Genomic DNA, 25,328 nt, shown 5'->3' on the forward strand with positions numbered 1-25,328 from the left:
ATAGTTGTTTTTGCAAGATGATCAAACCTTTAATGAGCCCCGAAAGCCTCTGGCCGCATAATAGGAGTCTGCGCCGTTGTGATAAATGAACACCCGGCCGAAGCGGCGATCTCCGAAAATCGCGCCGCCGAGTTTCCTGATATCGGAAGGCGTCTTCAACCAGCTCGACGTTTTGGTGTCGAAACTTCCCAGTTGCTGTAAGCCCTGGTATTCCTCTTCCGACAGGAGCTCGATGCCGATCTCTGCCGCCCGGTCGATCGCGCTATCATCCGGCTTGTTGGCTTTTCGTGCGTCCAGCGCTTCCCGGTCGTAGCAAAAACTTCTCCGTTCTTTGGGTGTTTCCGGCGAACAATCATAAAAAACGTATTCGCCCTTTTGGGGATCGTGAGCCACGACATCCGGTTCGCCGCCGGTTTCCTCCATTTCATTGAGCGACCACAGCTTTTCGGGGCTGGCTTCCAGTTTTGCCTGTATTTTGCTCCATTCCACCCCTTTATGCCGGCTCATATGTTTCTCAAAACGCGTTTTCAAAATGTTGAGCAGTTCGTCACGTCTTTCCGACGGTAATTCTTTTTTGTTGTTAGCCATGTTGTTGATTATTTTATTTTCAATGTATTGATAATCATGTCCTTTATGCCTGTCTGCGTACCATCTCATTGATCCATATCGGGGCAAAAGGGGAGGTGCAGCCTTTGGATACCGGATAATCCCTGTAAATACCTAATTGTTCTCCGATCGCGAGGGCGCGGCTGCGATATTCGGGGAACCGGATACCGATGTTGGCCAGCGTGGAGTTCATGGTCCATTGTACTTCCGGGGCTGCGCCGGCCATTTCGGATTCGATCCTGTCCAGGATCGCCGGGAGGTCGAGAACATCCGGATTTCTGGCCACGCATCCGCTCGTCAGGCTCCATCCGGCCCGGGCGCACATCACATGGTCCGACTTCATCCATTCGTTTCGGAGCGATTCCGAGTCCGGGTGAAATTTGATCACATTGGAATACAGCCAGTCGGCCACCTGCACGAACCGCTCAGATCTCACCATCGTGTCCAATTCAGCGCGTGACAACCTTTTAGGGTCAATAATCAATATTGCCAGCAACCGGGCGTCGATGTTGCCGGTATCCCAAAGTTCCAGTGCCAGGGAATGATTGATTTTGACTTTCTTCGCCACGGTACGGATATCGCCCATTTTAAGGCCGAACTGGTTGGGTCCCGCACCATTTTTCGTGTTAAAGGCGCGCATCTTTTCATGACCAAGTGCTTCAAGCCGGGTGAGCGTTTCTTTGAGCGTCATAACAGATAGGATTTGTTGTAGTTTAAACAGCGCTGAGCTTTCTGTCCGCTGGCCTGAAATACCAGGACACCGCAGTCAGAACCAGTAACAATATCGGCCCAAAATACTCTTTGGCATCATCTCCACTGGCGAAATGGGAAAAAACGGCGCCCGACATCGCAAAAAAGAAGCCTGCGTATGCCCATTCTTTTACCAGCGGAAATTTGGGGACCAGCATGGCTACGACTCCCAGAAATTTCCAGACAGCTAATATGGTTAAAAAATAGAGTGGATAGCCCAAATGTGCCATCATATCTGCTTCTTCTTTCATTTTGATAAACTGCACGACGCCGGTGGACGTCATTCCGAGTGCAAGCCAGATGGTAGCGATCCAGTAGATAATCTTGTTTCTTTTTGTCATGACCGTGTTATTTTAACTTGTTTACAATTTCCTGCAAGCGGTTATGCGCATAGTTAATGCCTTGTGCAAAAGGCATTTTGAGGGTTTGATCGCGGTATTCCACCGACCTGTATACGATATGCATCGTCAGCTTGCTGGTGTCGGCAGTGAGCTTTTCAAATTCCAGGAATTCCAGCTGGACAGGAAAGGGGGTGTTCTCCATCTCAAAAGTCCGGGTGATTTTCTGATTGGGCAGAAATTCATGGACGGTGCCGTTCGCCTGAAACACCACATTGCCCTCCGGGTCTGATGTTTCGAACCGGTAGCCGCCGTGCCTTTTATTTTCCAGTTTCACCACTTTTGTCCCCATCCATTGTGAAACAATATCGGGATCTTCATATGCCTTGAAAAGTAACTCCAACGGGAGCTCAAACTCCCGGGTGATCACGAGGTCCTGCTTGCCTTCCTCGGCGTGGATTTTTGTTTTTCGTTCCATACTATTTCTCTGATTTGTAGTTTTTCATAATGTCTTCCAGTTTGTTAAAGCGATCGTCCCACATCTTACGAAACGGCTCGATAAAGTCAGCTACTTCCTTCATTTTTTTAGCGTTGATTTGATAGTAAATCTCCCTGCCGTTTTGTTGCTGTTCCAGCAATTCGCATTCAGTGAGTATCTGCAGGTGCTTTGAAACAGTAGGTCTTGCTGTGTCAAAATTGGAGGCTATGGCTCCCGCCGTCATGGCATGCGATGCGACCAGCAACAGGATTGCCCGTCTGGTCGGGTCTGCGATGGCTTGAAATACGTCTCGTCTCAGGTTCATTGTGTAGTTATTTGGCTACGAATATATATGTAGTTATTTAACTACGCAAATTTTTCTGCATTTTTTTTGATCAACACGGCCGCCGCCGGCTTGAAAAAGTACCGTGGATTTGAGCGGTATTTGGAGTTATAAGAAGTGGTTTAGCGAAATATCGTCATAAAATCGACCTGTTTATTTATTGTAATTATCTGTTATTCAGTAATTTAAATAATTGGCACACGGATTGCTCTATTATAACCGTCGGACAGATTTCATTGGTGATACAGTTGATTAGCCTGTCCGGCCGAAAGCATTAAAGTGAATATGGGCAACCGTGAATACAGTAGTAAACATTCAATCAATCAATAGATCCAACAATGAAGAAGACGAAAAAAGAAAAGCAGCCGAAGCCATGGATCAAAGACTATGCGACAGATCCGGCGCTTTCCAAAGAAGTAAAAGCGTTTCTTAACGTTTTAAACAGCTCGGGCGCCCCTGCGCTGGAAACGTTGCCGCTACCAGATGCACAAATGGGGCTCGCGAATGCACAGGCGTCTGTCAAAGTCGACGTTTCGGGGGTTGAAATTGACCTGAAAACCATTACCAGTGACGGTTATACGCTTGATCTTCACATAGTAAGGCCGGAAGGGGCGACCGAAACCCTGCCCGTATTCATGTTCATTCATGGAGGGGGATGGATACTCGGTGACTTTCCTACGCATCACCGACTGGTCCGCGACCTGGTCGTAGAGTCGGGCATGGCTGCTGTCTTTGTGAATTACAGCCGTACATCCGAGGCACGCTATCCGCAAGCGATCAATGAGATTTATGCCGCCACCAGATGGGTCGCCGCACATGGTGAAGAGATCAATGTCGACGGGGGCAGGCTGGCCATTGTTGGCAATAGCGTGGGTGGTAATATGAGCACCGTAACCTGCCTGATGGCTAAGGAAAAAGGCGGTCCGGACATTAAACTGCAGGTACTGATGTGGCCGATCGTCGATGCGGATTTCGAGACAAAATCTTACCGGAAGTTTGGGAAGGACCGCTTTCTGACTACTTCCCTGATGAAATGGATGTACGACCTTTACATCGAGGACCCCGAAAAGCGTAAATCGATTTATGCCTCGCCGTTGCAGGCAACATTGGAAGAGCTGAAAGACCTCCCCCCGGCACTCATCCAGGTGGCGGAAAACGACATCTTGCGCGATGAGGGCGAAGCTTACGGACGCAGACTGGACGAGGCTGGTGTGCCCGTTACGACAGTGCGGTACAACGGAATGATCCACGATTTCGGGTTGCTCAATGGGCTGGCGACGTTACCGGCTGTCCGGTCGCTGGTGGTACAGATCGGCGCCGAATTGAAAAAGTACCTGGGCCGGTAATTATAGTTTATCAGAATTTTTCCCTATTAAAATCCATTAATCATGTTGAAACTGAATACCATTATTATCGGAATGATCGCGGCCGCGTTTTTGACGCTTGTTTCTCAACAGTCCGCGCAGGCACAGACCAAAGGGATAAAAAATATCGTGTTGGTCCATGGCGCCTTTGCCGACGGGTCAAGCTGGTCGAAAGTGATCCCGCTCCTGGAAGCAAAAGGCTTTAAAGTAACGGCGGTCCAGAACCCGCTTACGTCACTCACCGACGACGTGACCGCCACAAAACGCATTATCGCTTTGCAGGATGGCCCTGTTCTGCTGGTGGGGCATTCCTGGGGCGGCGTGGTGATCTCGGAAGCAGGCAACGATCCTAAGGTTGCGGGGCTCGTATATGTTGCAGCGTTCGCGCCGGGCAATGGGGAGTCGTTGAACGATTTGGCGAAAACTGCTTCGCCTGCACCGGGAAATGAGCAGGTTCAGGTGGACGCTTCCGGCTTTTTGTCCCTGACGCCCAAGGGTATTCACGAAGATTTTGCTCAGGATTTACCTGTCGCCGAGCGCCGGCTGATTTTGGCGACTCAGGGGCAATGGGCTGCATTTACAACGGAGGAAAAGGTTTCAAAGGCTGCCTGGCATGAAAAGCCATCCTGGTACGTCGTCGGTGGGAAGGACCGGATGATCAACCCGGAACTGCAAAGGGTGCTGGCCAGGAAAATCAATGCTCAGACCCTTGAACTCAGTTCAAGCCACGTACCGATGCTGTCACAACCCGCAAAGGTCGCTTCGTTCATCGTGCAGGCGGCTGCTCAGGCGGGCGGCAAAGGATTGACGGCCCGATAACAGCATGATTTTACCAGGTTCCCGGGCCACCTTTCACTTCGTCGACAAGGTGGCCGGGACTTTTATCTGCAATGAAAGAATAACAATGAATAGTAAAACATACCATGCACATAGGTAAATCTTATCGATTGAAAGAATTTCTGATGTGGACCAGACGGAACACATACAACCTTTTTGTTTTGGGGCTCATACCCGTGGTGCTCCATGAAGTTTGCCGGCTGAAATGGCTCACGATTCCCTGGCCGGTGGTGGCGCTGCTGGGTACCGCGACGGCCTTTACGGTCGGGTTTAAAAATGCACAGACCTACAACCGCGCAGCGGAGGGCCAGCGGATATGGACGGATATTTTGAGCCTGAGCCGGTTTTGGGGTATCATTAGCCTGGATTTTCTGAACGATCCCGGCAAGAGCAGGGAATTGATATACCGCCATCTGGCCTGGCTGGCGGCATTACGCTACTATCTGCGGGAGGAGCGGGTGTGGGAAAGTGTCGACAAAAGGCATAACCAGGAGTACCAGCGGTTTTTTCACATTCCCGAACGGAACAAACCGCTCGAAAGCGAATTGAAGCAGTACTTGTCCGATTATGAACTGGAAACGGTCCGCGTTTCCAGAAACAAGGCTTCCGCCATTCTGGGTTTGCAGAGCCGGGCGATAAAAGGCCTCAACGATAGCGCCGAGGTGATTGCGCCTCAATATGCCGAATTGCAGCGGATGGTGAAAGATTTTTATTTGATACAGGGAAAGAGCGAACAGCTGAAAGATTCGCCCTACCCCAGACAATATGCGGTGATCAACCACATTTTCGTCTGGACCTTTTGCTTCATGCTGCCTTTTGGCATCGTCGGGGATTTCGATAAGCTCAATGAGATGGTGACCGCCCCTCTTCAGGGCTATATGGCCTGGCTGACGGTGCCTTTCAGCATGCTCATCTCATGGATGTACATTTCGCTCGAACAGGTCGGGGAAAGTACGGAGAACCCTTTCGAGGGAAGCGCCAACGACGTGCCGATTTCGCAAATGAGCCAGCAGCTCAATATCGAACTCCGCGAGATGTTGGGAGAAGGCGACTTGCCGGAAGAATTAAAGCCGCAAAACAACATCGTCCTGTGAATTTTTATGTGTAAACGACCAACTTTTTAACCTGAAACAAAACACCAATGGAAGCACTTAACCTGGAAATCTTGAATCCCGGCCCTATTTTGACGGACCTGAGATTGCAATTGCAAGCGTTTTCTGTTTCATCCGGCTGCTATCTGAAACGTGTCCGGGTGGACAGGCCGTCAGATGCCCACAGTGAGGGTTTTAAGGCCAACCCGCTGGGTATACGTGAGTTATTGTTGCCGGAAATCCTGCATCTGCTGGGCATCCGGAGCGTGACGTTGCGCGACCGCCAGGACCTTGAACCGCTGTTCAGGCTCAGCGAACAGATCCCCGAAACCGGTAGTGACGCCGATAAACAGGCGTTTCTGATGAGTGACGCGGTTTCCGGGGTCTTACAACCTTTCCTGCGTAACTGCCGGACCGTTGCTTTTCATGATTGGTCTAATCTGCCAGGCGCATCGGATCTTTGGAGGACACTCCTGCGGGATGTCCTGAAGCCTGCCGGGAAACTAGGGGGCGATTTTGTCTTTTACCTCGGCGACCCACTCGACAAACGCTCTTTCCAGGTGGAGGAAGCCATCGATATCATATCCGATTTTTCGGAATACGGGCAGGTGACCATTGCCCTGGATGAGGGTGAGGCAATCAAGCTCTGGATGGTACTCAATGGCGTGCACGCGTACAGCGATGTAGCCAATCAGACTTTCCCGGATTTGAAACGGAAGTACATTTCAATTTTCAGGACCATTAATGTCGACCGGCTGCTGGTTTATTCCTCCACCCAGGCGATGCTTTTTACCCGACAGACACAGTTGCTTCTGGCTCGCAGGAAAATGGCACCTTCTTTGGAAATAGCTGCGGACGCCAGGGAACACTTTATGGAGGGTTTTTGTATCGGCTTTGTGCGCCAGCTCGATATCGTGCGGTGCCTGGCACTAGGCCTGATCGTTTTCGGATCACGTAGCGAACAGGGGGCTGATCTGGATCAAAACGCGCTGATCGGCTATATTGACCAGTGGGCTGACGACCTTCAGGAGGAGGAAACGATGTTCCTTTACCAGTAACGACATATAATGGTTTTTTGTAATAATTATCCTGCCCGCTAACTCAAAAAGCGCGTCTTTGGTTAAAAAGGAATATGTATTGTCTGCTTCCGGAGGGGCATTGTAAAAACGGATCGACCTGCCCGAAAAGGATCATTCCATACTTCTGTATTTGGGAGAAAACAGGCTCGCCGGAGCACTCAATCAGAAATCCACTGCCCCCGAATAGTGTTTAACTTCTTGGGGGCAATGGATTTTGATGCAATCTGTCTCAGCTACTTACCTGCCGGCGGAACTATCGCCATGCGGACTTCAACGGTCGCGCCGAATTCAATGATTGGGCAACCCCTCGCAATCTCAACGGCCTCATCGTAATCCTCGGCTTGTATCAGGAACAGCCCGCCGATCGACTCTTTTACTTCGGCATACGGGCCTTTGCTTACTACGTTACCTTTTTTGATCACACGTCCGCCAACGTCCCATCTTTTGGGAGGGGCGACCAGTCTGCCTTTTGCGCCGATACTCGCGATCCATTCCTGGTAGGGTTTAAGCGCGGCTTGCATTTGGTCCGGCGTCGGGACCGGATCAGCGCTGGTAATGTCGCGGTGAATTGCTAACATGAAGTCATTCATTGTTTTAGATTTTAGATAGTTGAAAAAAAATTAACTGGATTTAATACGTCCTGCTTCCCAAATGCAGGATGTCTTTGGCTTCTTCAAGCGAATAGTGTGCGGTGAGGTCTGCTTCTTCGATGATTTCCAGTACCTGCTCGTCGCTGAGCGTCGTCGCGTTGGACACCGGGCTGAGTTCTATGAGATGTCTCTGAGCAAGGTCGTGGAGCATACTGATGACGGTCCCCGAGCTGTCGCCGGGCAGAACCTTTACGTTGTATTGTAACATGGTTGAAGGAGTTTTAAATAGGTGAAATGATGGTTCTGATATTGCCCTCGATCCGGATGAAGCCCATCCGTCCCTCCTCGAAGTCCGAGATTGCTTTTCCCAGCTCCTCCTCTGAGCCCATCGCCATGGCACCGGCAGAGAAGATCGGTTCATCGAGGGGTTTGCCGCTCAACAGGATTATGCGGGCGCCCACTTGGGTCGTGAATTGAAGTGTTTCCTGCCTGTCGGAGCGGCCCGCCGCCAGAACCTGGCCCAGGGCCAGATCCCGGGATTTGCCGTTGGCGGAAAACACAGTCCCGCCCGAAATAACATACACCGTCGCGGTCCAGCCGACTGACAGCTCGTGCCGGAACGAGTGGCCTTTTTCGATCAATACATCGAGAAATAGCAATGGGTCGGGTGTTTGAACCGCGTTGCTTGCTGCCTCCGTGTTGCCGGTAACCACTCGTACCGTGACGCCTTGCATTTGTACTGTAGGTATATCCCGGCTATCGATGAATAGGGCCTCCGGCAATTGCTGTTTCCGGCGTGCGGCTGCATTGACAAAAACTTGCAAGCCATGTACACGTTCGCCTTCCGGCTCCGGAAACTCAGTATGTACGATGCCCCGTCCCGCCCAGGTCCACATCAGGCTCCCCGGTGTGATCACTACATCTGTTCCGGCAGAGTCAAGATTATGGTAATGGGCGGAGTCTTCGAAAAGATAGCTGACTGCCGACATGCCTGCGTGTGGATGCGGGCCGAATACATCGGTTGTCAGCTCGAAATGATCGAAGCCGATCAACGGGTCCAACAGCCCGTCAAAATGGATCGGGCGGACTTTCCTGGCGGAAAATTGCCGATCCCCCGAGCGAACCGTTTGATATACCCTGGATACTTCTAAATGCTTCATGACTTGATTGAAAGTAACTACGTTAATTGATTTTGGCTGTGCGCCTCCTGGGGTTCATGAAACCACATGTTTTATTCGTCCTGAAGTGGTTGATCGGTCATCCGGAGCGCATCATCCAGAAATTCACTTCCCTCAAAAGTGTGGTCCTCATGGTGCGGATGCCTTTCCGGGGCTGGCTCATCGGTTTGATGATGAGGGTCGTTGCTGATGCCGTCGTTGTGCATTAGGTTCAAAAAAAGGTTCATAGCGATGTTGTTTTTTGGTTTAGAAAATTGATTTGAAAAATCCTTTAGCCTTGTGGTGTAGCTGACCGGTATTTCGCGGGGACACCGCGCCGGCGTGGGTTGTCCCGTGCACGAACGGGTGGAAAGTGCACGCCCCTTACAGCCTCCTCCACAAGCTGACACCCGTCATCTTCGTTCCAAAGGACCGCTAACTGTATAGTTTATACGTGGGCGACCAGCTGATACCAGTCTGCAAAACGGGTGCTGCCGATCCTGGCATCGCCCGCGGGTAACAGTAGGACGTCTGACAAGAGCGCGCCGAAATAGCGGGCCTGGCTGTCGGTGACTACGGAACGGGTGTCACCTTTCAGATTGAGGTACTTTTGTACCAGTTCCGCAAGCCTGAAACGCTCCGGCCCTGCGATTTCGATCGTGCCGCCGTGAGGTTCGTCCATAGCCACCTCAGTTAATGCTGCCGCTACATCGTCGGACGAAATAGGTTGGACAAAGGCGGCAGACAACCGGATGATCTGACCCTGCGTAGCCGATTGAGCAATACCACCCAGAAATTCAAAGAATTGCGTGGAGTGGACAATGGTGTAGGGGACACCCGACTCACGGATCAGTTTCTCCTGAGCGATCTTTCCTCTGAAATAGCCACTTTCTGAAAGAAGTTGAGTGCCCACAACCGATAGTGCAATGTGATGTTCGACACCGGCCTCTTTTTCGGCTGCAAGCAGGTTACGGCCCGAAGTCTCGAAGAATTCAAGTACGGCCTGATCCTCAAATGATGGCGAATTGGCGACGGCTATCACTACCTGAGCGCCTTGAAGCGCTTCGGTTAAGCCCTCCCCGGTAATGGTGTTTATGCCCGTAGCGGGCGAGGCGGCAATGACTTCATGCCCCAGATTGCTAAGATTTCCGACGACTTTGGATCCGATCAGACCGCTTCCGCCGATGACTACGATTTTCATAAGTGTTAAAGATTTTGGTTTGAAAACATATGTATAGAATCAATCTGCGTGCCAAACTATTAATTAATTGATAGTCAAATACTTACAAAAATATGATTGTTAAAAACTACGCGATATTTCGGTTATTACACCTGCTGGCTTTAAATATCGCGCGATAGGTTCGGCGACTCAGTCGCTTAAATACTGGCGCTTAAGGATACCGAGTTTTTTGATTTTCGAATGTAAGGTAGTTGCTGGCATTCCCAGGTATGCGGCAGCTCCGCCCCGTCCGGCCAATTTTCCTCTGCATCGTTTGAGGGTTTCGATGATATGCATCCGCTCAACGTCTTCGAGTGTACCGGTCATTCCCCCGGGCTGCCGGGCTTGCAAGCCGGCCCTTTTTACTGGCAGGTATACTTCCCGAATAGTCGGTTCGGTCGAAAGCAGGACGCTTCGTTCCATAAGGTGTTCGAGTTCCCGGACGTTACCAGGCCATGGGTAGCTTGTCAGTTCGTGGAGAACCTTTGGTGAGATACTTTTGATTTTTCTGCCGGTGGCCTTGCTGTATCTGTCGAGAAACAAATGGGCGAGCGGAACGATGTCGTCACGCCTGTCGCGCAATGGTGGGAGATGGATAGGAAATACGTTGAGCCGATAGAACAGATCGGAGCGGAACCGGCCTGCGCTGACCTCTTCTTCCAGGTTACGGTTTGTGGCGGCAATGATGCGTACATTCACTTTGATCGTCGTTTTGCCTCCGATCCTTTCCAGTTCCTTCTCCTGTAATACGCGCAGCAACTTCACCTGGGCTTCCAGTGGCATTTCACCGACTTCATCGAGGAATAAAGTGCTGTTGTCTGCTAGTTCGAATTTGCCGATGCGGCGTTCCACGGCTCCGGTGAACGCCCCTTTTTCATGACCGAAGAGTTCGCTTTCGATCAGGTTGGCGGGCAGGGCAGCGCAATTGACCTTGATCATCACCCTATCCTTCCTTGGAGAAGCATTATGAATGGCCCGGGCTATCAGCTCCTTACCGGTGCCGGTTTCGCCGGTAATCATAACGGTGGAGCCCGACGGAGAAACCATATTCATCAGTTCATAAACCTGCTGCATTTCGGGGCCGCTGCCTACGATTTCATTGAAGTTGTAGTTCTTTTTGATTTGTTCCTTTAACTGGCTGTTTTCAAGTTCGAGCATTCTTTTATAGGCCAGGATCTTCTCATTGGCCCTGATGTTGGCGATTGCCGTCGAAATCTGAGAGCAAATGCCACGGAGTAGTTCGTGCTGTACCTCGTTGGCCAGCAGCCAGAGCGCCCCCAGCTCGGACTGGCCCCCGCGGAGGGGCGCAGCGAACATATATTGGAAGCCTGTTTGAGCCCAAAGCTGCACAAAAGCGTTGTCCGGTGCATTTTCCAATTCCTCCCTTACATTGAAAAGCACATAGTCTTCCGAGGCCAGCACCCTGGCCGTCAGTGGCTCATGGATGCTGGTTGAAGTTCCGAGGAGCGAGTTGAGGCGTTCGGAGGCATTGTCGAACAGGGGCCTGTCGAACATGAACGGCGTCAAGGTGAAGCCGTCGTCCCCGATCAGGCCTATCATGGCAAGTTTGACATTCAGCACCCGCGTCAGAACCTTAAAAACGGCATTTTTTAGGTCTTCCCTGGTTCGGACACGGGCTACATCGTTACTGAATTCAAGGAGAAATGCCTTTTCGCGCTCCCGCTCGGTAATCCCTTCAATAGCGAGGACATTGGACATGGCAATCGAAATCTGGGAACCCATTGCCTGTAAGAGCGGGAGATTAGCTTGTTCGATCCCCAGCCAAAGTATCCCCAGAGTTACATCTCCGTTCCGCAGGGCAATACCGACCATGGTTTTTAGGCCCATATTTTTCCAGACCAAAAGGTACCGGCTGCCTACACCGCGCCTGATCTCGGCATCGACGTTGAACTGAAGTGGGATGGAACTGTCCAGTACGCGGTTCTGAAGTCCGTCATGAATAGGGAATTGCGTCCGGGTCAGGTCGTCCATATCGCCGTTATCGGCATTGTTGATGCCGGGGTGATGTACGTAGGTGGTCATGGTTTCCCGGTCGGCATTGATCTTCCTGATGCCGAAACCGCGTACGAGATTGAATTTGAGGAGCGACGACCGGACCGCTTCGGCGAGCTCTTCGCGCGAACGCACACCGGCCAGGCCGATGCTGCATTCGAGCAGTATTTCATTGATCCATTCCTTTTCGAGTATCTGCTCGTTTTTAATAATGTTGGTCACCGCGCTGGAAATCTGCGGGGCAATACCTTCGATGATGCTTTTGAATTCTTCCGTAAAGCTCCCGGGCCGGTCGGTATACATATGCAGGAACCCGATTGTTTCCATCTTGCTTTTCAGGGGTGTCATCAGGATCTCCCGTATGCCGCCGTCGTAATTGACCCGGAGAAATTGGGGGCTTTCGGGCGCATCCATGATGTCTTCCATTTTGAACCAGGTGGGTTTCCCCGCAGCCAGAACGGCCTGGATAAAAGGCTCGTGGAGAGGGAAGTCGGAATCTACCAGACCATCATATTCGGGGCTTTTTGTGATAGGGGATGAGGCAGGATCGAGGAGAAAAGGCCGATAGGATTCATGACTCTTGTCGATGAGCGTTACGATCGTATGCTTGAAGTAAAACAGGCTCCTGATCCGGGATGAAAACAAGGTGATCAGGTCGTTCTTTTCGCGGATTTGAGTAATGTCATCGCTTAGATCCAGTAGTATTTTGCGTTGTTTTTCCAGAAATTCCTTCATATCGTCAGATTGTATCAGGTCATTAAATGCTGTCCATCCAGCGCGTCAGGAAACCCAGGATCTCCGACGGGGTTGGCCTTCCATTGCCTGCCGATCCCGCTCCCGTCATGGCGATGCCGAGCACCAGGCAAAGCGGAGGTTCCAGACCTGCTTCGAGGCCTGCCGCATAACCTGCGATGAATTCACCCCGCTCGTCCCGGCCTGGCCCGGTATCCGGAACCGATGGCCTCTCGATTTCAAAGTGGGTGTCCGGCAAGATCATGAATGCCCGCTCCCGCGTGTAGACGATCATTCGCGCTACATCCAGAGTTTGATAAATAGCCCGGTACCTTGCCCTGGCGTCGGGATGCCCGAAGTCGAACCCTGTTACCGGCTTTGCTCCGAACAGGATCGACCAGACGCCCGAAGCTTCCTGTTCATCCAGCGCGAGGGTTACCTGGCCGTTCCGGGTGAAGCTCCCTATTACGTCCAGGATCTCGTCGACGTCGAAGAAATGGCGGTTTAACGGGTCTCCGAGATAAAAAATAAATTCCCAGTCTGTTCGGGCCAGCGGCCTGATCACATCTGCAAGCAGCCCGTACCAAAGATCGGCTGCCTGATGAACATTCGCCCAGTCAGAAAAAGGGATTACCCGGATGCCGGAGAATGTATTCCGGAGTTGCTCTACGCCGACCTGTCCGGTGATGTCGCGCCACCGTGAAATTTCTGGTATTGCAAATGGCGTATCCACACCAGATTTGGGAGTCGAGGGAAGGACGCGGATGCCTATGCTTTGCAGAAGCCGAGCAGTGCTGCCAGCAGGGATCTTAGGGACAAAGTCGGCGTCGTCGAACGTTGTAATCGCTTGCCAGGCCGAGAATAGCATCGAGCGCGTAGCATCGATCGGCTGATATTGACGATTCATTGGGATGTTTGGATAGATCAGAATTTAAGAAAAGAGACGTTGGTAGTCTGAGGCATTCAATTCGTATGCCAAATGTCCATTGTCTGATAATCAGGTGATTATTCTGGTCTTAAATGTTGGATAACTACGATATTTCGTTAGTTATCGCCCTGCTGCGCGAGATACAGTGAACTTCTGCAGCGACGTAGCCCAGACGTGGGCAAAATGAAGGTCAATTGACCTTGTTCAGCTACTCGTCAAGTCGGAATTCAGTGAAGGCAAATGCAATCCCCTGCGCATGCCTGTTACAAGCGCCCCGGGATCGTCATGGAGGACGAAGTATTACAGGCCGGGCTCAGCAGGGCTTCCATGGCCCCGCTGAACGTCATGGGTTTCGGACCAGAAAGAAACCTTTGTCATACCCCATTTTAACATGGTCGATCTCTATTTCCTGTTCTCCCTCAACGAAAGAGGCAAATTCCATTCTGATTTCGTATTGCTGAAAATGTTGCAGGAATTTAGTTTCATTCAGGAACCAAGAAGGATATTGCGCCTCGTAGATCTGCGGCGGCACTACCTGCAGGGTGAGCCGGTCGGGGCGGTCGTCTTTGATGAATGCCGTTCTGTCGACGAGGATGTATTTAAAATCATAGCCCATGATCTCTCTCAGGAAATCGTGTGGTTTTTCGAGATACTGGACGACGCTGGACAACAGCAGCAGGTCAGCTTTTTGGCGTGACATGCTTTCCTCGACATTGAAATGAAACTGAAGGGTTTCGTCCTGAAACAGCTCCTGGCCGCATTTAACATAGTTCTCTTGTTCTATCACGCTCCAACGGAGTTGGACGGAGGCCGGAATCAGATCTTTGACCTGGTAATAAGTGCTGCCCAGCGATCCGCCAAAATCCAGGACATTCAACCGGTTGCCGCATTCAATGGCCGTATAGAGCAGCGCCGAGATGATAGAGTAGGGATATACTTTTTTATCGAACAGCACCGAGTCGCGTTCATACACCGCTTCGCCGTTTTTTACTTTCAGCAGCGACTCTTTTGTAACATCTAATATGGTTCCGGCTTCATAACCGCCGGAGACGGAAGCCAATGCCTCCCAACTTTCGTAATCACCAAACCAACCGTAAGGATTTTTCTTTTTCTTAGGCCTAAAAAACGACATACATATGCGTTAGAGTACAGCGCAATTTAGCGCCTTATAAATTATATTCGCTGATATTTGGGGCAAAGTGTGCCCTCTTCTTACGTGTAGCCTGTTCCATGCAGAATTTTTGTACGCTGTTCAACTCGTTCTATCTTTCGCGTGGCCTGGCCATGTACCATTCTCTTTTAAGTCAAAGTGTTGATTTTCATTTGTATATATTCGCATTCGACGACGCCTGCTACGACGTGCTTCGTCGGTTGAACCTGTCGAATGCCACCATCATTCCGTTGAGCGAGTTTGAAACGCCGGAACTGCTTTCAGTAAAAGGAGACCGTACAGGCGGGGAGTATTGCTGGACGTGTACCTCCTTTACGATCTGGCATTGCATGCATACTTATTCGCTGGACCATTGTACTTACGTGGATGCGGACTTGTTGTTCTTTGCGGATCCGGTGGTGTTGACCAATGAAATAGGAGCAAATGCGGTGCTGATTACGGAACACCGTTATAGCCCTGAGTATGATCAGTCTGAATTAAGCGGCGTGTATTGTGTACAGTTCATCACATTCAGAAATACCGAGACCGGGCTGAAAGTGCTCGATTGGTGGAGAAAGGCTTGTCTGGAATGGTGTTTTAACCGTTTCGAAGACGGGAAGTTCGGGGACCAGAAGTACCTCGACGACTGGACCAGCCGGTTTGAGGGTATCCACGTTCTGAAACATGCCGGTGGCGGACTCGCACCGTGGAATTCTAAGGATTACGAATTCAGTAACGCATCGGGGCAGTTTTTTATAAAAAATGCGCAATCCGGGAAGGTTCCGCTGGTCTTCTATCATTTTCATGACTTCCGGTACTGCGTCGACCAGAGTTTCCGGTTGACGGCAGAGCAATATAAACTGCGAAAAGATGTGATCCGGCATGTGTATTCGGCCTATACAAAAGCCCTTGTTGCGGCCGAAGTACAGATCCAGGCCGTCGATAAGGAGGCCACTTATCATGAAACTCCAATGGCGCTGAAATGGATACGGGTCAGTTTGTCCCGCCGGATACAATTCGGGCTCAGCGGCCGGTATAAGAATTATGCGAAAAAGAAAGCACTCACTCTAATCTGACAGAACACTTGGCGCAGTTGATTAACCTGAAAACATTTTCAGATACGCGAGGAAACCTGACCGTCATCGAACGCGTCATCCCATTTGAAATTAAGCGCATTTTCTACATTTACGGCGTCGACAGCTCGGCGCGCGGAGGGCACAGACATCAAAAGACGATCCAGGCGGTGATATGTCTGAAAGGAAGTTGCAGGATTGTTAACCACAACGGTTCCGACGAACAGGAGTTTGTGCTGAATGCCGCTGATCAGTGCCTCTTGCTGGCTCCGGAAGACTGGCACCAGATGCACGATTTTGCCGAAGAGTCCATACTGATGGTGCTCGCTTCGGAGCCTTTTGATCCGGAGGACTACATTTATGAGCCGTACCCATGCCGGGCCGCATTGACACATCCGTTATATTGAACCTCCTTTATTGGCTATGTCCGCGATCCTGCCGAGAATCACCATTGTAACCCCTTCGTTTAATCAGGGAAAATACCTGGAAGACACGATCCTGTCGGTCCTTGGGCAGGGATACCCCAATCTGGAATATATCATCATCGATGGTGGCAGTGTTGATGAATCGGTCGGCATTATCCGGAAGTACGAGAAACAGCTGGCGCATTGGCGAAGCGAAAAGGACGCGGGATTGTATGATGCGGTACAAAAAGGCTTTGCGCTATCCACCGGAGAGATTATGGCCTGGATCAATGCGGATGACATGTACCATGCAAAGAGCCTGTTCAGAGTTGCTGAGATTTTTGAGCGATTTCCCCAGGTGAATTGGTTAATGGGTACCAATACTTTTTTTGACGAGTCGGGCCACCCGTTCCTTTACGACGATTTGCCCTACGGTCAGCGCTGGTCCCTTTCGCGTATGCATTTGTTCAACGGAAGGTTTATACAGCAGGAGTCGGTTTTCTGGCGGCGTGACCTGTGGGAGCGGGCTGGTGGTTTTATCGATCAAAGTCATTCGCTGGCAGCGGATTTTGAACTTTGGCTTCGGTTTTTCAGGCATGAGCAACTCTATACCACGTCTTTTATGCTGGGCGGTTTTCGGTTTAGAAAAGAAAACCAGAAGAGCTTCGAGCAAAGAGGGCAATATCTGGCGCAGGTCGCGGCATTACTGGTGCGGGATGAGAAGGAGAACGGAAGGCTACCCGGAATGCCATTCCTTCGGCTGCTGATCGGTCTGGTAAGGTTGGTTCCCAAGAGGAAGTGGCGCGACCGTGTGCTGGCGCGATTGCTGGATCTGCCACCGAAGATTGTTTTCGATCGGGACAAAGGAATTGTACTCAGCGAGCGAAACTAACGGCCGGAAATACGTTCTTTAAACTTTTTGAATTGAAACCGCAGGTAGATAATAAACCCGAAATGTTCTAAAATCAGCTTGCTTTTGTGTTTTTCAAAAAAAAGATCTTTTTGAACGGAGGAAATGCCGGTGTCATTGAAGACAGCAATGTCGAAATCCCTGAACACAAAGCGATAGTGCCTGTTACTATTGCACTGCATATTGAATACATGGTCGGCGGAGATCGGATAGCTCGTATCGTACCGGTATGAAGAAAACAGTTTGGCGGGGTAGACGATGGCCTGGTGGTTGATGCCGGTCTTGGCTTGTTTGTAGGGTGAAAGCTCGCCCAGATATTTTCTGCCTGATTTCAACACGCTTCCATAGTAGACCGAATGCGGGTCCTGTAATTCTCTTGCAAGCAGGGAAAACGCCGGTGTCAGAGTATCATCAGCCCCGATGAAATAAACCCATTGCCCCCGCACATGGTCGAGGGCTTTGTTCATGGCATCATAAATCCCGTTGTCATTTTCACTTTTCCAAAAAGCCAGCCTGGCTGAATTTTCCTCCAAAATAGCCAGGGTACGGTCTGTGCTGGCGCCGTCGATGACAATGATCTCGATCAAAGGATATGCCTGGGCATAAATGCTGTCGAGACATCTCTGTAAGAATTTTTCGGCATTACGGGTGACCAGGATGATTGAAATCAGGTGATTACTGCCCATACCGGCTAAACAGCAACTTCATTTTCAGCGTGTTGAACCTGAATAAGCGCGCCCATGTATTGATGAAGACCTTCGCTGCAATAAACCGATTTGTGCCGGAGTGCATCCGAAAGGTATTCTTCATTTTCCAGGCACCCGCTCCGGTCCACTTCCCGGTGATGGATATGGAAAACGACCCCGCCGAATTTAATGGCCCGTTTTTTCAGGCCGGCATTGAGCAGGCGTACCGCGATTTCATTATCCTCGCGTCCCCACGCGTGAAAAACCTCGTTATAACCGTTGACCCGGATTAGGTCTTCTTTCCAGAAAGCCATATTGCATCCGCGCAACGCAAAGATGTCCTGTGGTTTGTAGCGGTCGGCCATATATTTGCTTAACCAATTGATGCTAAATCTGTTACAAAAATTACCCAGGCCCGATTTGAAAGGATGAATACCGGGTTTCTGTAAACGCAGCAATTTTTCCGACAGCATCTGGTTCATAAGTACCCTGCTTCCGGCAACAAATGTGCCCGGCTTACTCAACGCGAGATGGTCTTTCACAAAGTGCTTATGTAATACCAGGTCGCCGTCGATCTGGATGATATATTCGAAGGAGCTTGCTGCAATCGCCTTGTTGCGGATTTTGGAAAGCTGAAACCCTTCATCCCGGTGCCAGATATGCACAATGCGAACCGGAAATGTCGGCCGCATGGCATCGATGATCTCAGCGGTTGTTTCCGTCGAGCCGTCGTCGGCGATAATCACTTCATCAGGTAGTACCGACTGCTCTTTAATGCTGAGCAGGCAAAGCCGCAGCGCTTCCGGCCAGTTGTAAGTGGAAACGATCAGCGAGCTTCTAGAGAAGATTTTCATATCCATTAAGGCATCTTTTAACTTTTGTTACCAACGTGTCTTGAATTATCTGGCGATGAAGTGGCTCATTGGATCTTGGTAATTCCTGATGATGCAGATGATACTGTACCGCGCTTAGCTTCACTATTTTTTTAACGATATTGTTATTAATAAACCTTGCTGCCAGCTCCTCGTCCTCATGACCCCACCCGTTCAGGTCGTTGTTGTAACCATTGACCCGGAGAAAATCATCCCTCCAGAAGGCAAGGTTGCTGCCACGTACGTTGGTGCTTTTCATTTCCTTGCGCCGCCCCAGCGAACGGAATACAGGTAAGCGAATGGCATTGAGCCTGTTGTAGACGCCGGTTGAGTAGTAGCGTACATCCGTATCCGGGTTTTCAAGCAGCTGCTCCGTTTTCCCGGCGGTGAGTCGCGCACGGCTTCCCCGTACGAATGCTCCCCGTTCCGCTGCGGCAAGATGGTCTGCTACAAACGAAGGATGCAGCAAAACGTCCCCGTCTACCTGTATCAGGTACGCTCCGGAGCTCCGTTCGACCGCCATGTTGAGAATCCGGCTTTTTCTGAATCCCAAATCTTCCTGCCAGACATGGACCAATGGAACAGGGAATTTCTCCCGCATTGTGCTGACCATCGCTTGTGTCCTTCCATCGGATCCGTCATCGGCAATAATTACTTCCGTTGGTAAAATCCGTTGCTTTGAAACACTTAACAGGTTGCATTGCAGCGCTTCCGCCCAATTATAGGTAGCTATGACGAGCGTGGTTGCCGGAGCAGAATCCATTGATAATGCGAATTATTTTCCATAAATACCTTGTTGCCGCATCTACGGCAGTGCTAAGCCTGGAAGCCCGTGATATTACCTGATCTTGCAGGGAGGTATAGCAAACACGTGACACACATGGATGTACCATGGTTGTAACCGATCGATATTCTGTCGGTTAAAATTGCATTTGCTCCCTCAGGGTGCTCCCACGGGCACAATAACTTCAAACTGAGCAATGAGGTTAATTCAGAAACGCCCGGTTACTTAGATCGGTATACGTTTGCCGGTTCCGTGATCGGACTGGCGGTAATGGATTGAGAGGTGAAGTATTGATAGGGGACATGGTCTGTTATTTGTTAGGGATTAATTGTCTTGAAAGTCTGAGACAGCATAAAGATCTAAAAAGTATGAGAATTACAATAAGGCGATTTCTAATTTTTTTTTAATTTCTTGAACATCCTTTCCCCGCGATCTTAATTCGGGGAAAAGGATGTTCCCGATGCATTGAAAGTTACGTTGTGGTATCAACCGGTTACAACAATGCCTGCCAACTCCGCCACGGAACCGGCTGATATGTGTAAGGAAGAGATTGTGGGAAAATGTTGTCCAAATAGCCCCCCGAGAAAGGCTATTGGGCACCCCTTCCGTCCGGTTTCCGCATTCTATATTTGCATGATCTGAAACTTACATCCAACAGAAAAATGTCGACATCAAACAAACAAGCGCTCACCGTCGAGGAGGTGGCTGCCCGATTTCACGAACTTGCCCAGCAGGAAAAATGGTTCGAGATCCATGATGAATTATTTGCCGACGATGTCAGGAGCATAGACCCGGTTGATTCGCCGTATATGGGGTATGCAGAGGGGAAATCGGCCGTGCGTCAAAAAGGAATGGATTTTGTTGCCCGGATCGAGCAATTCCACGGTGCAAGCACCACTGCACCGCTGGTGACCGGCAACCATATTGCCGTGGGTAGGGAAATGGACCTTACCGTGGCCCCGCATGGAAGAATTCAAATTAAAGAAATCATGCTTTATGAGGTGAGGGACGGCAAAATTGTGGTGGAGCAGTTCTTTTATTGATCCGGCGCGGATCAGACCGAAAGCTGGGGGAACGTTCCGCCGACATGTAACTGACAGCGGGCGTCCTATGGTGCTCAGGCGCGGCGGTATCGGACCCGCGAATCTATTTTTTATGGCCGTGGGACATGTTAAGGTAGATATAGTAGCCTACCAGCGTAAAAATCCCGGCAAAGTAACTGCCTAGTCTTACCAGGAAAACGAGGATATAGCCTGCCTCTCGTTCAGTAAAGCTTTTGTAGTCGGAATAGGAATCTATGTGTTCTATCATCTTTAGAAAGAGAAAGGATGCGAGACTGGAGATGAATAGCTTTTTAGAAAACATCATCAATTTACTCCCTTCCTCAATGTCTTTTGGTGCGAGCGGGTCGTCCAGTATGTATCCGCGAAGCGAATGCTTGTAGAGCGCAAAGAGACTCACAATAATCAGTAACGGCAGGAATGCGGTAAAGGCATATTCCGCTACATGTATCAGGTCGTCGTAGTATTCAATGTAGCTGTAAATGAGGCGGAAACCACCCAGGGCGAAGGAAATAACTATCAGAATGTAGAACATGTAGACGATAATTTTGTCGGTTACTTCGGTAAACCAGCTGCTAAGTTTGAAACGTTCAAATTCCGCCCACCTGGTGAGGCTTTCCGGGAATCCGATCCGCTTCCGCTTAGCAGCTGGCGGACCTGGCCGGTTGTTTTGCTCTTTCGGGCAGTTTTTCCGAAACCTCCGCTGCCATTTGTGCCATTGCTATGCAAGAGGGTGGGGGGCGCACCCGGGTCGTCTTCTCCTGTGGTCGTCACAAGTACTTGCTGCTCTGACGGCGTTGATTGTTTTGAGGTGATCAAATTCAAACCAAAGACATCTGCAATTTTAAGTTTGACATCTGCCCGCAAATGGGCCGATTTATGTATTTGTAAATTTTCGTCTACGAAATTCTTGATCCTCTTGCTGTAATAATAGACAACTGCATCCGGGAATTCTACGTCGAGCAGATTGTTTTTAACAGTCATACCCGACTGGTCAGTCGATCGGTTTTCGTCAAAGCAAATATCTAGTATTACAATATTCGGATTGAATTCCAGCACATAATCTTTGATTACATTGAAATTCTTTTCATTAGGTTTGCTGGCATAATATACCATTGAATCTGAAAACCTATCAAATGCATCTCCGGGAGCGGGGAAAATATCGACATCATATTTAGCCAGCTCATTGTAGATTATTTCAAAATACGTTTCATCGTCTTCAAAAATCAATATCTTATTTTTCATTGGAGGATTATTGAGATAGTATATAAATTTGAGAGTTGATCGAAGGACTGTTTCAATGGTTTCATGCCGCAACTACGCAATAAATAATTACACATATCTTTCCCGCCATTGCCCTTAATGAATACCGGATCCTGAGATATTTCGGGATCATACCGGTTGGTAAAAGACAGCGTATTACTGTGGAGGTAAATTTGAAAAATGCGATCATGCGCTGGAACCGAGAGGGAGTATTTCCGCATGTTAATCATGATTTCCGGTATCACCTGTTCGAAAATAACCACCGGTAATTCAAATTGATTTGCGTTCAAATCAAGCCTGGGATTGATAAGAATGCGACGGGCCAGGTGTGGAATAGATGCGATCCTTGAAAACAGGCTACTTAAATCATGCGAATTGTACGAGGACTTTTCCTTTGCATCCGCAAAGCTTTCACTATTGTCGCTGATACTCAGCCGACTGACCGATCGGATGTGTCTGGATATGGTTTTGTGAATGAACTTGATAATGAGCCTATCATCATCCTTAATAGTGCGCTTATCATCACTCTTGTCTGGTTGGTCAACAATATAATCCAGGGCATCGAAATATTTGCCTACCATGTGCTCCATGGCATTTTTTGCCTGAAGTTCACGTTTACCTTCGAGCAGACCAATAAATGCTCCATTTTCAAATTGCGACATCAAATATTGCAATAGCTCATCTTTAACCAGGAGCAGATTTCTGAGCCTTTCGATATTGATAAAATCAATCAGATTGGTTGTATTGGCAGGTTTATCCATGGAGATGATCAGCACGGCATGACCACGGGATAGCCGATCGTCGTTCATATCCACCTCAGCGAGGCGTAAATACAATAAGAGCTAGGAATTGGCATTAACCAAGCCGGATGCGTGAATGTCCTCACGAACAGCCTCATTAATATATAGCTCGCTGTGCCCGTTGGGGTTTTCTTTCGCGCCCTGACCCACACGATAATTATTGGAAAAGGATTCGTAGATCCCGTTCTGACCTTTTGCGATGGCCAGAAACGTTTGCAGATTGTCCTGGTTTTGGTCGTGAATTCCCTTTAGTAAATTGTAAGCCAGGCCCTTGGTCCTCACGCCGCTCAGCGGGTCATAATCAGCAGAGGATTTAATGGAATAGACGTTCGGAGCAATGTTTTTTGCAAATTCATCGGTTGCAAAGTTATCGTAGTCGCGAAATTCAATGCAAAAAGAAAAATTCAATTCGCCATCGGACACTATCTTGCAGGCACTTTTTAGAATTTCAAGAATATCCTGATCAAAATTGACGGAGAGCAGTGTTTTTTGTTTTATGAGCCGGACCGTTTTGAGCATGTGCGTCACCGAATTAGCAACTGCCAGAGGGATTTTTTTCGTGAGCTCTTGCTTTTCCACGTTTTCTTTGGATTTTTTTAGAAAATCCTGTAAATTCTTAACGCTTATGTTCGCACGCGAAGCTGCATCGTGAAAGTAACGCCGGGCAATAAAATCGTCAAGATTCCTTTCAACAAAAAAGGAATCGGGTATTGCTTTAAAATCTTCTTTTCTCTCGCTGAGAATGTTGGAGTTTTCGGATTTTAAAATTCGTCCGAACTGGTAAAACTTGTCGGCAAATGTTGCCGATATTGATTGAGAACTATTGCTGATCGCCTTGGGTAATAACTCTTTGCTGTTTAGCAGTTCTTCCAGTTTGATCGCTCGTTCGGGACTGTTTAATATTAGTTCTTTGTAATAACGAATGAAAGTATTAAAGGAAACATAGTTTATTTTGAAGTTCTCAAATATTTTTTTCAAGCACAGAATAAATTCAGCGGATATCAATAAATTGGAATTCAGCTCGACCGAGCGCTTGATGTAGAAATTAAATTTGGTGAGTTTTATATCGTTGTAGCCACTGGCTGCTATGTCTTGCATCATTTCAATGATGTGTGTTTCTACAAACTTTGAAACAGCAAAATATACATCCTTGTAAAATTTGAACGGTGACTGCGATAAGGTTTTGATGATGATCTCGCTGGTATCACTTACCGGGCCCTTGTAATACTTGCTGGAATTTTCAATCACGAATGAAATGAGTTGATGCAGGTCGTCAATTGTGAAATTTTCTCTTTGGAATGAGAAGAACCATGCACTTATTTCGTGGGTGACACGTAGCTTTTGAAGATATCTGCTTTGCTTGTCCGGGCCATAATCGTGATTGGCAACCCTGAGACGTTCGAGGGACATCGCGCGCCCATCAAAGAGCTTCTTTTTAATGTCAACTTTCAGGAAGTCGAAATGACATTCCCTGGACATGTTGATCAGGATATTGTTTATTTCATTAATCGGATTGCCGCTGTATTCCGCATCGACGACCGGGACATTGATTTTTGAAAAAGCAATAAAGCACTTCGAGTCTTTGTTGGATGACGAATACAATTTCCGTAGAATCTCCCTTTTTGAAAAAGTCGTGGTTCTGTCAATAAATGTAAATAATGCATCGAACCCTTCTTCAAAAGGGTGGCTCGCTTTAAGATAATCGCTGATCAGCTTGAATGTTTTACCACGGGATATAACGTAGTCGAAAAAAAATACGCGGTTGTAGTTCTCTATGGAATGTACATTGTCGTACAGAAAGTTCTCTATGAATTCAATATGGGGATTAACTGCTTTGACGGTAATTACTTTGCCCCTGAATATCGGTAATGCGCAAAAATCTTCCAGAAATCTTGACGACGCACCATTCGAAGGTGTAATGATGAGTATTTTTTCCGCTTCGATGTCATCGTTCAGATAACGTTCGCGAAGCTGAGTCGAAAAGAAAGTCAGGATCTCATCCTTGTTGTTTTTATAGAATGTATCGGTTTCAATAAAATGCCGGTAGCTATTGAAATCATGGCTTAAATGCCCATATAAGTGACCGGATTTCTGCTCATTTTTGAATACCTTATTAAAATCCTGGGTAAATATTTCACCCAATTCATTCTTGAATCTCGGAAGCCCGAAGATCAGATTGGGGGTGTCCCTGTTGATTCGGGTTGGGAAAAGTACCTCCGAACTGCCTAGTTTTTTGGGTGGAAAGCAGAGCGGGCAGTTTTCCGCCAGATAGAGGTCGGACTCGAGACTGACCAGGTAATGGCCCATGAAGGGCTTGCTGGTGTCTTTGGGCGAAAGTTCGATGACGCCGTCGCTGATCCGCAGCCAGCCAAAACTTTGATAGAGTTTAGAGAGTTCTGCCAATCGGCTTTCGCCAAATTTAAGATCCTCAGAAGTAAAATCGATATTCCGTTCTTTGATCTCCGGGTGAAACAATGGAAGATGCCGGTCGGCTGCCAGGAAGACGGAAATGATATGAGGGATGATATTTATTTCAGCTGTGGCCCTCGATTTCCGGATAAATTCGAAAATTTCAAATGCCGTCGCGAATGTGCACGAAAGCGGTAGTATGATCAGAATATTTTTTTTGAGCTCCGGCCGGTAAAGGAATGACAATTCGCTGGATGGGTTATCGACAATTACATAATTGCACTGTTCGCTTTCTTCAAGCTCAATGTTGAGTATGTCGGTTGTAGCCTTTAATGTGAATGCAAAGAAATCGCCGGACCCGACTATGGAGAGTTGTTGTATTGGCACATGC

28 protein-coding genes are annotated in these 25,328 nt (G+C 48.8%); 8 read left to right on the top strand and 20 right to left on the bottom strand.

Annotated features, from left to right (window positions below; translation table 11 throughout):
• Positions 1-21: 21 nt before the first annotated feature.
• From BP71_RS28785 to BP71_RS28805, 5 genes are read right to left on the bottom strand one after another with little or no spacing between them, the layout of a single operon-like run.
• Positions 22-588, bottom strand: a complete 567-nt coding sequence (locus BP71_RS28785; protein ID WP_496385050.1) for a DUF4256 domain-containing protein — start codon at positions 586-588, stop codon at positions 22-24.
• Between the two features lie 43 nt (positions 589-631).
• Entirely contained in the window at positions 632-1,297 is a 666-nt protein-coding gene (locus BP71_RS28790; RefSeq protein ID WP_496385051.1) for a DNA alkylation repair protein, read from the bottom strand.
• A gap of 22 nt (positions 1,298-1,319) precedes the next feature.
• The gene (locus BP71_RS28795; protein ID WP_496385052.1) at positions 1,320-1,697 is read right to left on the bottom strand and encodes a DoxX family protein; all 378 of its coding nucleotides are present in this window, start codon (positions 1,695-1,697) and stop codon (positions 1,320-1,322) included.
• A 7-nt stretch (positions 1,698-1,704) separates the two neighbouring features.
• Positions 1,705-2,172 carry an SRPBCC family protein gene (locus BP71_RS28800; RefSeq protein ID WP_496385053.1) on the bottom strand — a complete coding sequence of 156 codons (468 nt, stop codon included), beginning with the start codon at positions 2,170-2,172 and terminating at the stop codon, positions 1,705-1,707.
• 1 nt (position 2,173) lies between these two features.
• Positions 2,174-2,497 carry an ArsR/SmtB family transcription factor gene (locus BP71_RS28805; protein ID WP_496385054.1) on the bottom strand — a complete coding sequence of 108 codons (324 nt, stop codon included), beginning with the start codon at positions 2,495-2,497 and terminating at the stop codon, positions 2,174-2,176.
• Between the two features lie 356 nt (positions 2,498-2,853).
• Between BP71_RS28805 and BP71_RS28810 the strand changes: the two genes are divergently transcribed.
• The 4 genes from BP71_RS28810 to BP71_RS28825 all read left to right on the top strand — a co-directional run bounded on the left by BP71_RS28810 (position 2,854) and on the right by BP71_RS28825 (position 6,865).
• Complete coding sequence (locus tag BP71_RS28810) at positions 2,854-3,861, top strand: alpha/beta hydrolase (protein ID WP_496385055.1); 1,008 nt, start codon at positions 2,854-2,856, stop codon at positions 3,859-3,861.
• A 42-nt stretch (positions 3,862-3,903) separates the two neighbouring features.
• The gene (locus tag BP71_RS28815) at positions 3,904-4,698 is read left to right on the top strand and encodes an alpha/beta fold hydrolase (protein ID WP_496385056.1); all 795 of its coding nucleotides are present in this window, start codon (positions 3,904-3,906) and stop codon (positions 4,696-4,698) included.
• A gap of 128 nt (positions 4,699-4,826) precedes the next feature.
• Positions 4,827-5,810 carry a bestrophin family protein gene (locus tag BP71_RS28820; protein ID WP_496385057.1) on the top strand — a complete coding sequence of 328 codons (984 nt, stop codon included), beginning with the start codon at positions 4,827-4,829 and terminating at the stop codon, positions 5,808-5,810.
• A 47-nt stretch (positions 5,811-5,857) separates the two neighbouring features.
• On the top strand, positions 5,858-6,865 hold the full coding sequence (locus BP71_RS28825) for a hypothetical protein (protein ID WP_496385058.1): 1,008 nt from the start codon (positions 5,858-5,860) through the stop codon (positions 6,863-6,865).
• Positions 6,866-7,119: 254 nt separating this feature from the next.
• Here BP71_RS28825 and BP71_RS28830 read toward each other — a convergent pair whose 3' ends face one another.
• The 8 genes from BP71_RS28830 to BP71_RS28865 form a co-directional block, all read right to left on the bottom strand.
• Positions 7,120-7,464, bottom strand: coding sequence for a YciI family protein (locus BP71_RS28830; RefSeq protein ID WP_496385059.1), 345 nt, complete (start codon positions 7,462-7,464; stop codon positions 7,120-7,122).
• A gap of 52 nt (positions 7,465-7,516) precedes the next feature.
• Positions 7,517-7,744 (bottom strand): hypothetical protein, encoded by a 228-nt coding sequence (locus BP71_RS28835; protein ID WP_496385060.1) that lies wholly within the window; start codon positions 7,742-7,744, stop codon positions 7,517-7,519.
• A 13-nt stretch (positions 7,745-7,757) separates the two neighbouring features.
• Positions 7,758-8,636, bottom strand: a complete 879-nt coding sequence (locus BP71_RS28840) for a pirin family protein (protein WP_496385062.1) — start codon at positions 8,634-8,636, stop codon at positions 7,758-7,760.
• A gap of 71 nt (positions 8,637-8,707) precedes the next feature.
• The gene (locus BP71_RS28845) at positions 8,708-8,881 is read right to left on the bottom strand and encodes a hypothetical protein (RefSeq protein WP_496385063.1); all 174 of its coding nucleotides are present in this window, start codon (positions 8,879-8,881) and stop codon (positions 8,708-8,710) included.
• Between the two features lie 200 nt (positions 8,882-9,081).
• Positions 9,082-9,834: an SDR family oxidoreductase gene (locus BP71_RS28850; protein ID WP_496385064.1), complete on the bottom strand. Its 753-nt coding sequence runs from the start codon at positions 9,832-9,834 to the stop codon at positions 9,082-9,084.
• Between the two features lie 168 nt (positions 9,835-10,002).
• Positions 10,003-12,600 carry a sigma-54-dependent Fis family transcriptional regulator gene (locus BP71_RS28855; protein WP_496385065.1) on the bottom strand — a complete coding sequence of 866 codons (2,598 nt, stop codon included), beginning with the start codon at positions 12,598-12,600 and terminating at the stop codon, positions 10,003-10,005.
• Between the two features lie 22 nt (positions 12,601-12,622).
• Entirely contained in the window at positions 12,623-13,504 is an 882-nt protein-coding gene (locus BP71_RS28860; RefSeq protein WP_496385067.1) for a hypothetical protein, read from the bottom strand.
• Positions 13,505-13,868: 364 nt separating this feature from the next.
• The gene (locus BP71_RS28865) at positions 13,869-14,657 is read right to left on the bottom strand and encodes a methyltransferase, TIGR04325 family (protein WP_496385068.1); all 789 of its coding nucleotides are present in this window, start codon (positions 14,655-14,657) and stop codon (positions 13,869-13,871) included.
• Between the two features lie 98 nt (positions 14,658-14,755).
• On the opposite strand from BP71_RS28865, the gene BP71_RS28870 reads away from it, so the two are divergent.
• From BP71_RS28870 to BP71_RS28880, 3 genes are read left to right on the top strand one after another with little or no spacing between them, the layout of a single operon-like run.
• A complete protein-coding gene (locus BP71_RS28870) occupies positions 14,756-15,751 on the top strand; it encodes a glycosyl transferase (protein WP_496385069.1) in 996 nt (331 codons plus the stop codon).
• 8 nt (positions 15,752-15,759) lie between these two features.
• Positions 15,760-16,155 carry a sugar 3,4-ketoisomerase gene (locus BP71_RS28875; RefSeq protein WP_496385070.1) on the top strand — a complete coding sequence of 132 codons (396 nt, stop codon included), beginning with the start codon at positions 15,760-15,762 and terminating at the stop codon, positions 16,153-16,155.
• 16 nt (positions 16,156-16,171) lie between these two features.
• Positions 16,172-17,044, top strand: a complete 873-nt coding sequence (locus BP71_RS28880) for a glycosyltransferase family 2 protein (protein WP_496385071.1) — start codon at positions 16,172-16,174, stop codon at positions 17,042-17,044.
• On the opposite strand, the gene BP71_RS28885 is transcribed toward BP71_RS28880, so the two are convergent.
• From BP71_RS28885 to BP71_RS28895, 3 genes are read right to left on the bottom strand one after another with little or no spacing between them, the layout of a single operon-like run.
• Positions 17,041-17,748, bottom strand: a complete 708-nt coding sequence (locus tag BP71_RS28885; RefSeq protein WP_496385072.1) for a glycosyltransferase family 2 protein — start codon at positions 17,746-17,748, stop codon at positions 17,041-17,043. The two genes, BP71_RS28880 and BP71_RS28885, sit on opposite strands and share 4 nt — an antisense overlap.
• 5 nt (positions 17,749-17,753) lie before the next feature.
• Complete coding sequence (locus BP71_RS28890) at positions 17,754-18,602, bottom strand: glycosyltransferase family 2 protein (RefSeq protein WP_496385073.1); 849 nt, start codon at positions 18,600-18,602, stop codon at positions 17,754-17,756.
• The gene (locus tag BP71_RS28895; RefSeq protein ID WP_496385074.1) at positions 18,586-19,383 is read right to left on the bottom strand and encodes a glycosyltransferase family 2 protein; all 798 of its coding nucleotides are present in this window, start codon (positions 19,381-19,383) and stop codon (positions 18,586-18,588) included. The genes BP71_RS28890 and BP71_RS28895 overlap by 17 nt, the downstream gene beginning before the upstream one ends.
• Positions 19,384-20,066: 683 nt before the next feature.
• Here BP71_RS28895 and BP71_RS28900 point away from each other — a divergent pair.
• Entirely contained in the window at positions 20,067-20,447 is a 381-nt protein-coding gene (locus BP71_RS28900) for a SnoaL-like domain-containing protein (RefSeq protein WP_496385075.1), read from the top strand.
• Positions 20,448-20,550: 103 nt separating this feature from the next.
• Here BP71_RS28900 and BP71_RS28905 read toward each other — a convergent pair whose 3' ends face one another.
• Genes BP71_RS28905 through BP71_RS28920 form a run of 4 tightly spaced genes read right to left on the bottom strand, consistent with a single transcriptional unit; the run spans position 20,551 to position 25,324 of the window.
• Positions 20,551-21,000 (bottom strand): hypothetical protein, encoded by a 450-nt coding sequence (locus BP71_RS28905; RefSeq protein WP_496385076.1) that lies wholly within the window; start codon positions 20,998-21,000, stop codon positions 20,551-20,553.
• Positions 21,001-21,020: 20 nt separating this feature from the next.
• The gene (locus BP71_RS28910) at positions 21,021-21,710 is read right to left on the bottom strand and encodes a response regulator (protein WP_496385077.1); all 690 of its coding nucleotides are present in this window, start codon (positions 21,708-21,710) and stop codon (positions 21,021-21,023) included.
• The gene (locus tag BP71_RS28915) at positions 21,707-22,543 is read right to left on the bottom strand and encodes a hypothetical protein (protein WP_496385078.1); all 837 of its coding nucleotides are present in this window, start codon (positions 22,541-22,543) and stop codon (positions 21,707-21,709) included. Before BP71_RS28915 ends, BP71_RS28910 begins: the two co-directional genes overlap by 4 nt.
• A gap of 27 nt (positions 22,544-22,570) precedes the next feature.
• Positions 22,571-25,324, bottom strand: a complete 2,754-nt coding sequence (locus BP71_RS28920; RefSeq protein ID WP_496385079.1) for a hypothetical protein — start codon at positions 25,322-25,324, stop codon at positions 22,571-22,573.
• Positions 25,325-25,328 lie beyond the last annotated feature (4 nt).

It is taken from the genome of Dyadobacter ginsengisoli DSM 21015, from assembly GCF_059568735.1.

Coding starts and splice junctions, on each gene's coding strand:
- BP71_RS28810 (WP_496385055.1), top strand. CDS start 2,854: ATGAAGAAGACGAAAAAAGAAAAGCAGCCGAAGCCATGGATCAAAGAC.
- BP71_RS28850 (WP_496385064.1), bottom strand. CDS start 9,834: ATGAAAATCGTAGTCATCGGCGGAAGCGGTCTGATCGGATCCAAAGTC.
- BP71_RS28840 (WP_496385062.1), bottom strand. CDS start 8,636: ATGAAGCATTTAGAAGTATCCAGGGTATATCAAACGGTTCGCTCGGGG.
- BP71_RS28785 (WP_496385050.1), bottom strand. CDS start 588: ATGGCTAACAACAAAAAAGAATTACCGTCGGAAAGACGTGACGAACTG.
- BP71_RS28795 (WP_496385052.1), bottom strand. CDS start 1,697: ATGACAAAAAGAAACAAGATTATCTACTGGATCGCTACCATCTGGCTT.
- BP71_RS28900 (WP_496385075.1), top strand. CDS start 20,067: ATGTCGACATCAAACAAACAAGCGCTCACCGTCGAGGAGGTGGCTGCC.
- BP71_RS28835 (WP_496385060.1), bottom strand. CDS start 7,744: ATGTTACAATACAACGTAAAGGTTCTGCCCGGCGACAGCTCGGGGACC.
- BP71_RS28885 (WP_496385072.1), bottom strand. CDS start 17,748: ATGGGCAGTAATCACCTGATTTCAATCATCCTGGTCACCCGTAATGCC.
- BP71_RS28845 (WP_496385063.1), bottom strand. CDS start 8,881: ATGAACCTTTTTTTGAACCTAATGCACAACGACGGCATCAGCAACGAC.
- BP71_RS28830 (WP_496385059.1), bottom strand. CDS start 7,464: ATGTTAGCAATTCACCGCGACATTACCAGCGCTGATCCGGTCCCGACG.
- BP71_RS28870 (WP_496385069.1), top strand. CDS start 14,756: ATGCAGAATTTTTGTACGCTGTTCAACTCGTTCTATCTTTCGCGTGGC.
- BP71_RS28855 (WP_496385065.1), bottom strand. CDS start 12,600: ATGAAGGAATTTCTGGAAAAACAACGCAAAATACTACTGGATCTAAGC.
- BP71_RS28790 (WP_496385051.1), bottom strand. CDS start 1,297: ATGACGCTCAAAGAAACGCTCACCCGGCTTGAAGCACTTGGTCATGAA.
- BP71_RS28815 (WP_496385056.1), top strand. CDS start 3,904: ATGTTGAAACTGAATACCATTATTATCGGAATGATCGCGGCCGCGTTT.
- BP71_RS28825 (WP_496385058.1), top strand. CDS start 5,858: ATGGAAGCACTTAACCTGGAAATCTTGAATCCCGGCCCTATTTTGACG.
- BP71_RS28890 (WP_496385073.1), bottom strand. CDS start 18,602: ATGAAAATCTTCTCTAGAAGCTCGCTGATCGTTTCCACTTACAACTGG.
- BP71_RS28865 (WP_496385068.1), bottom strand. CDS start 14,657: ATGTCGTTTTTTAGGCCTAAGAAAAAGAAAAATCCTTACGGTTGGTTT.
- BP71_RS28860 (WP_496385067.1), bottom strand. CDS start 13,504: ATGAATCGTCAATATCAGCCGATCGATGCTACGCGCTCGATGCTATTC.
- BP71_RS28800 (WP_496385053.1), bottom strand. CDS start 2,172: ATGGAACGAAAAACAAAAATCCACGCCGAGGAAGGCAAGCAGGACCTC.
- BP71_RS28895 (WP_496385074.1), bottom strand. CDS start 19,383: ATGGATTCTGCTCCGGCAACCACGCTCGTCATAGCTACCTATAATTGG.
- BP71_RS28910 (WP_496385077.1), bottom strand. CDS start 21,710: ATGAAAAATAAGATATTGATTTTTGAAGACGATGAAACGTATTTTGAA.
- BP71_RS28880 (WP_496385071.1), top strand. CDS start 16,172: ATGTCCGCGATCCTGCCGAGAATCACCATTGTAACCCCTTCGTTTAAT.
- BP71_RS28905 (WP_496385076.1), bottom strand. CDS start 21,000: ATGTTCTACATTCTGATAGTTATTTCCTTCGCCCTGGGTGGTTTCCGC.
- BP71_RS28805 (WP_496385054.1), bottom strand. CDS start 2,497: ATGAACCTGAGACGAGACGTATTTCAAGCCATCGCAGACCCGACCAGA.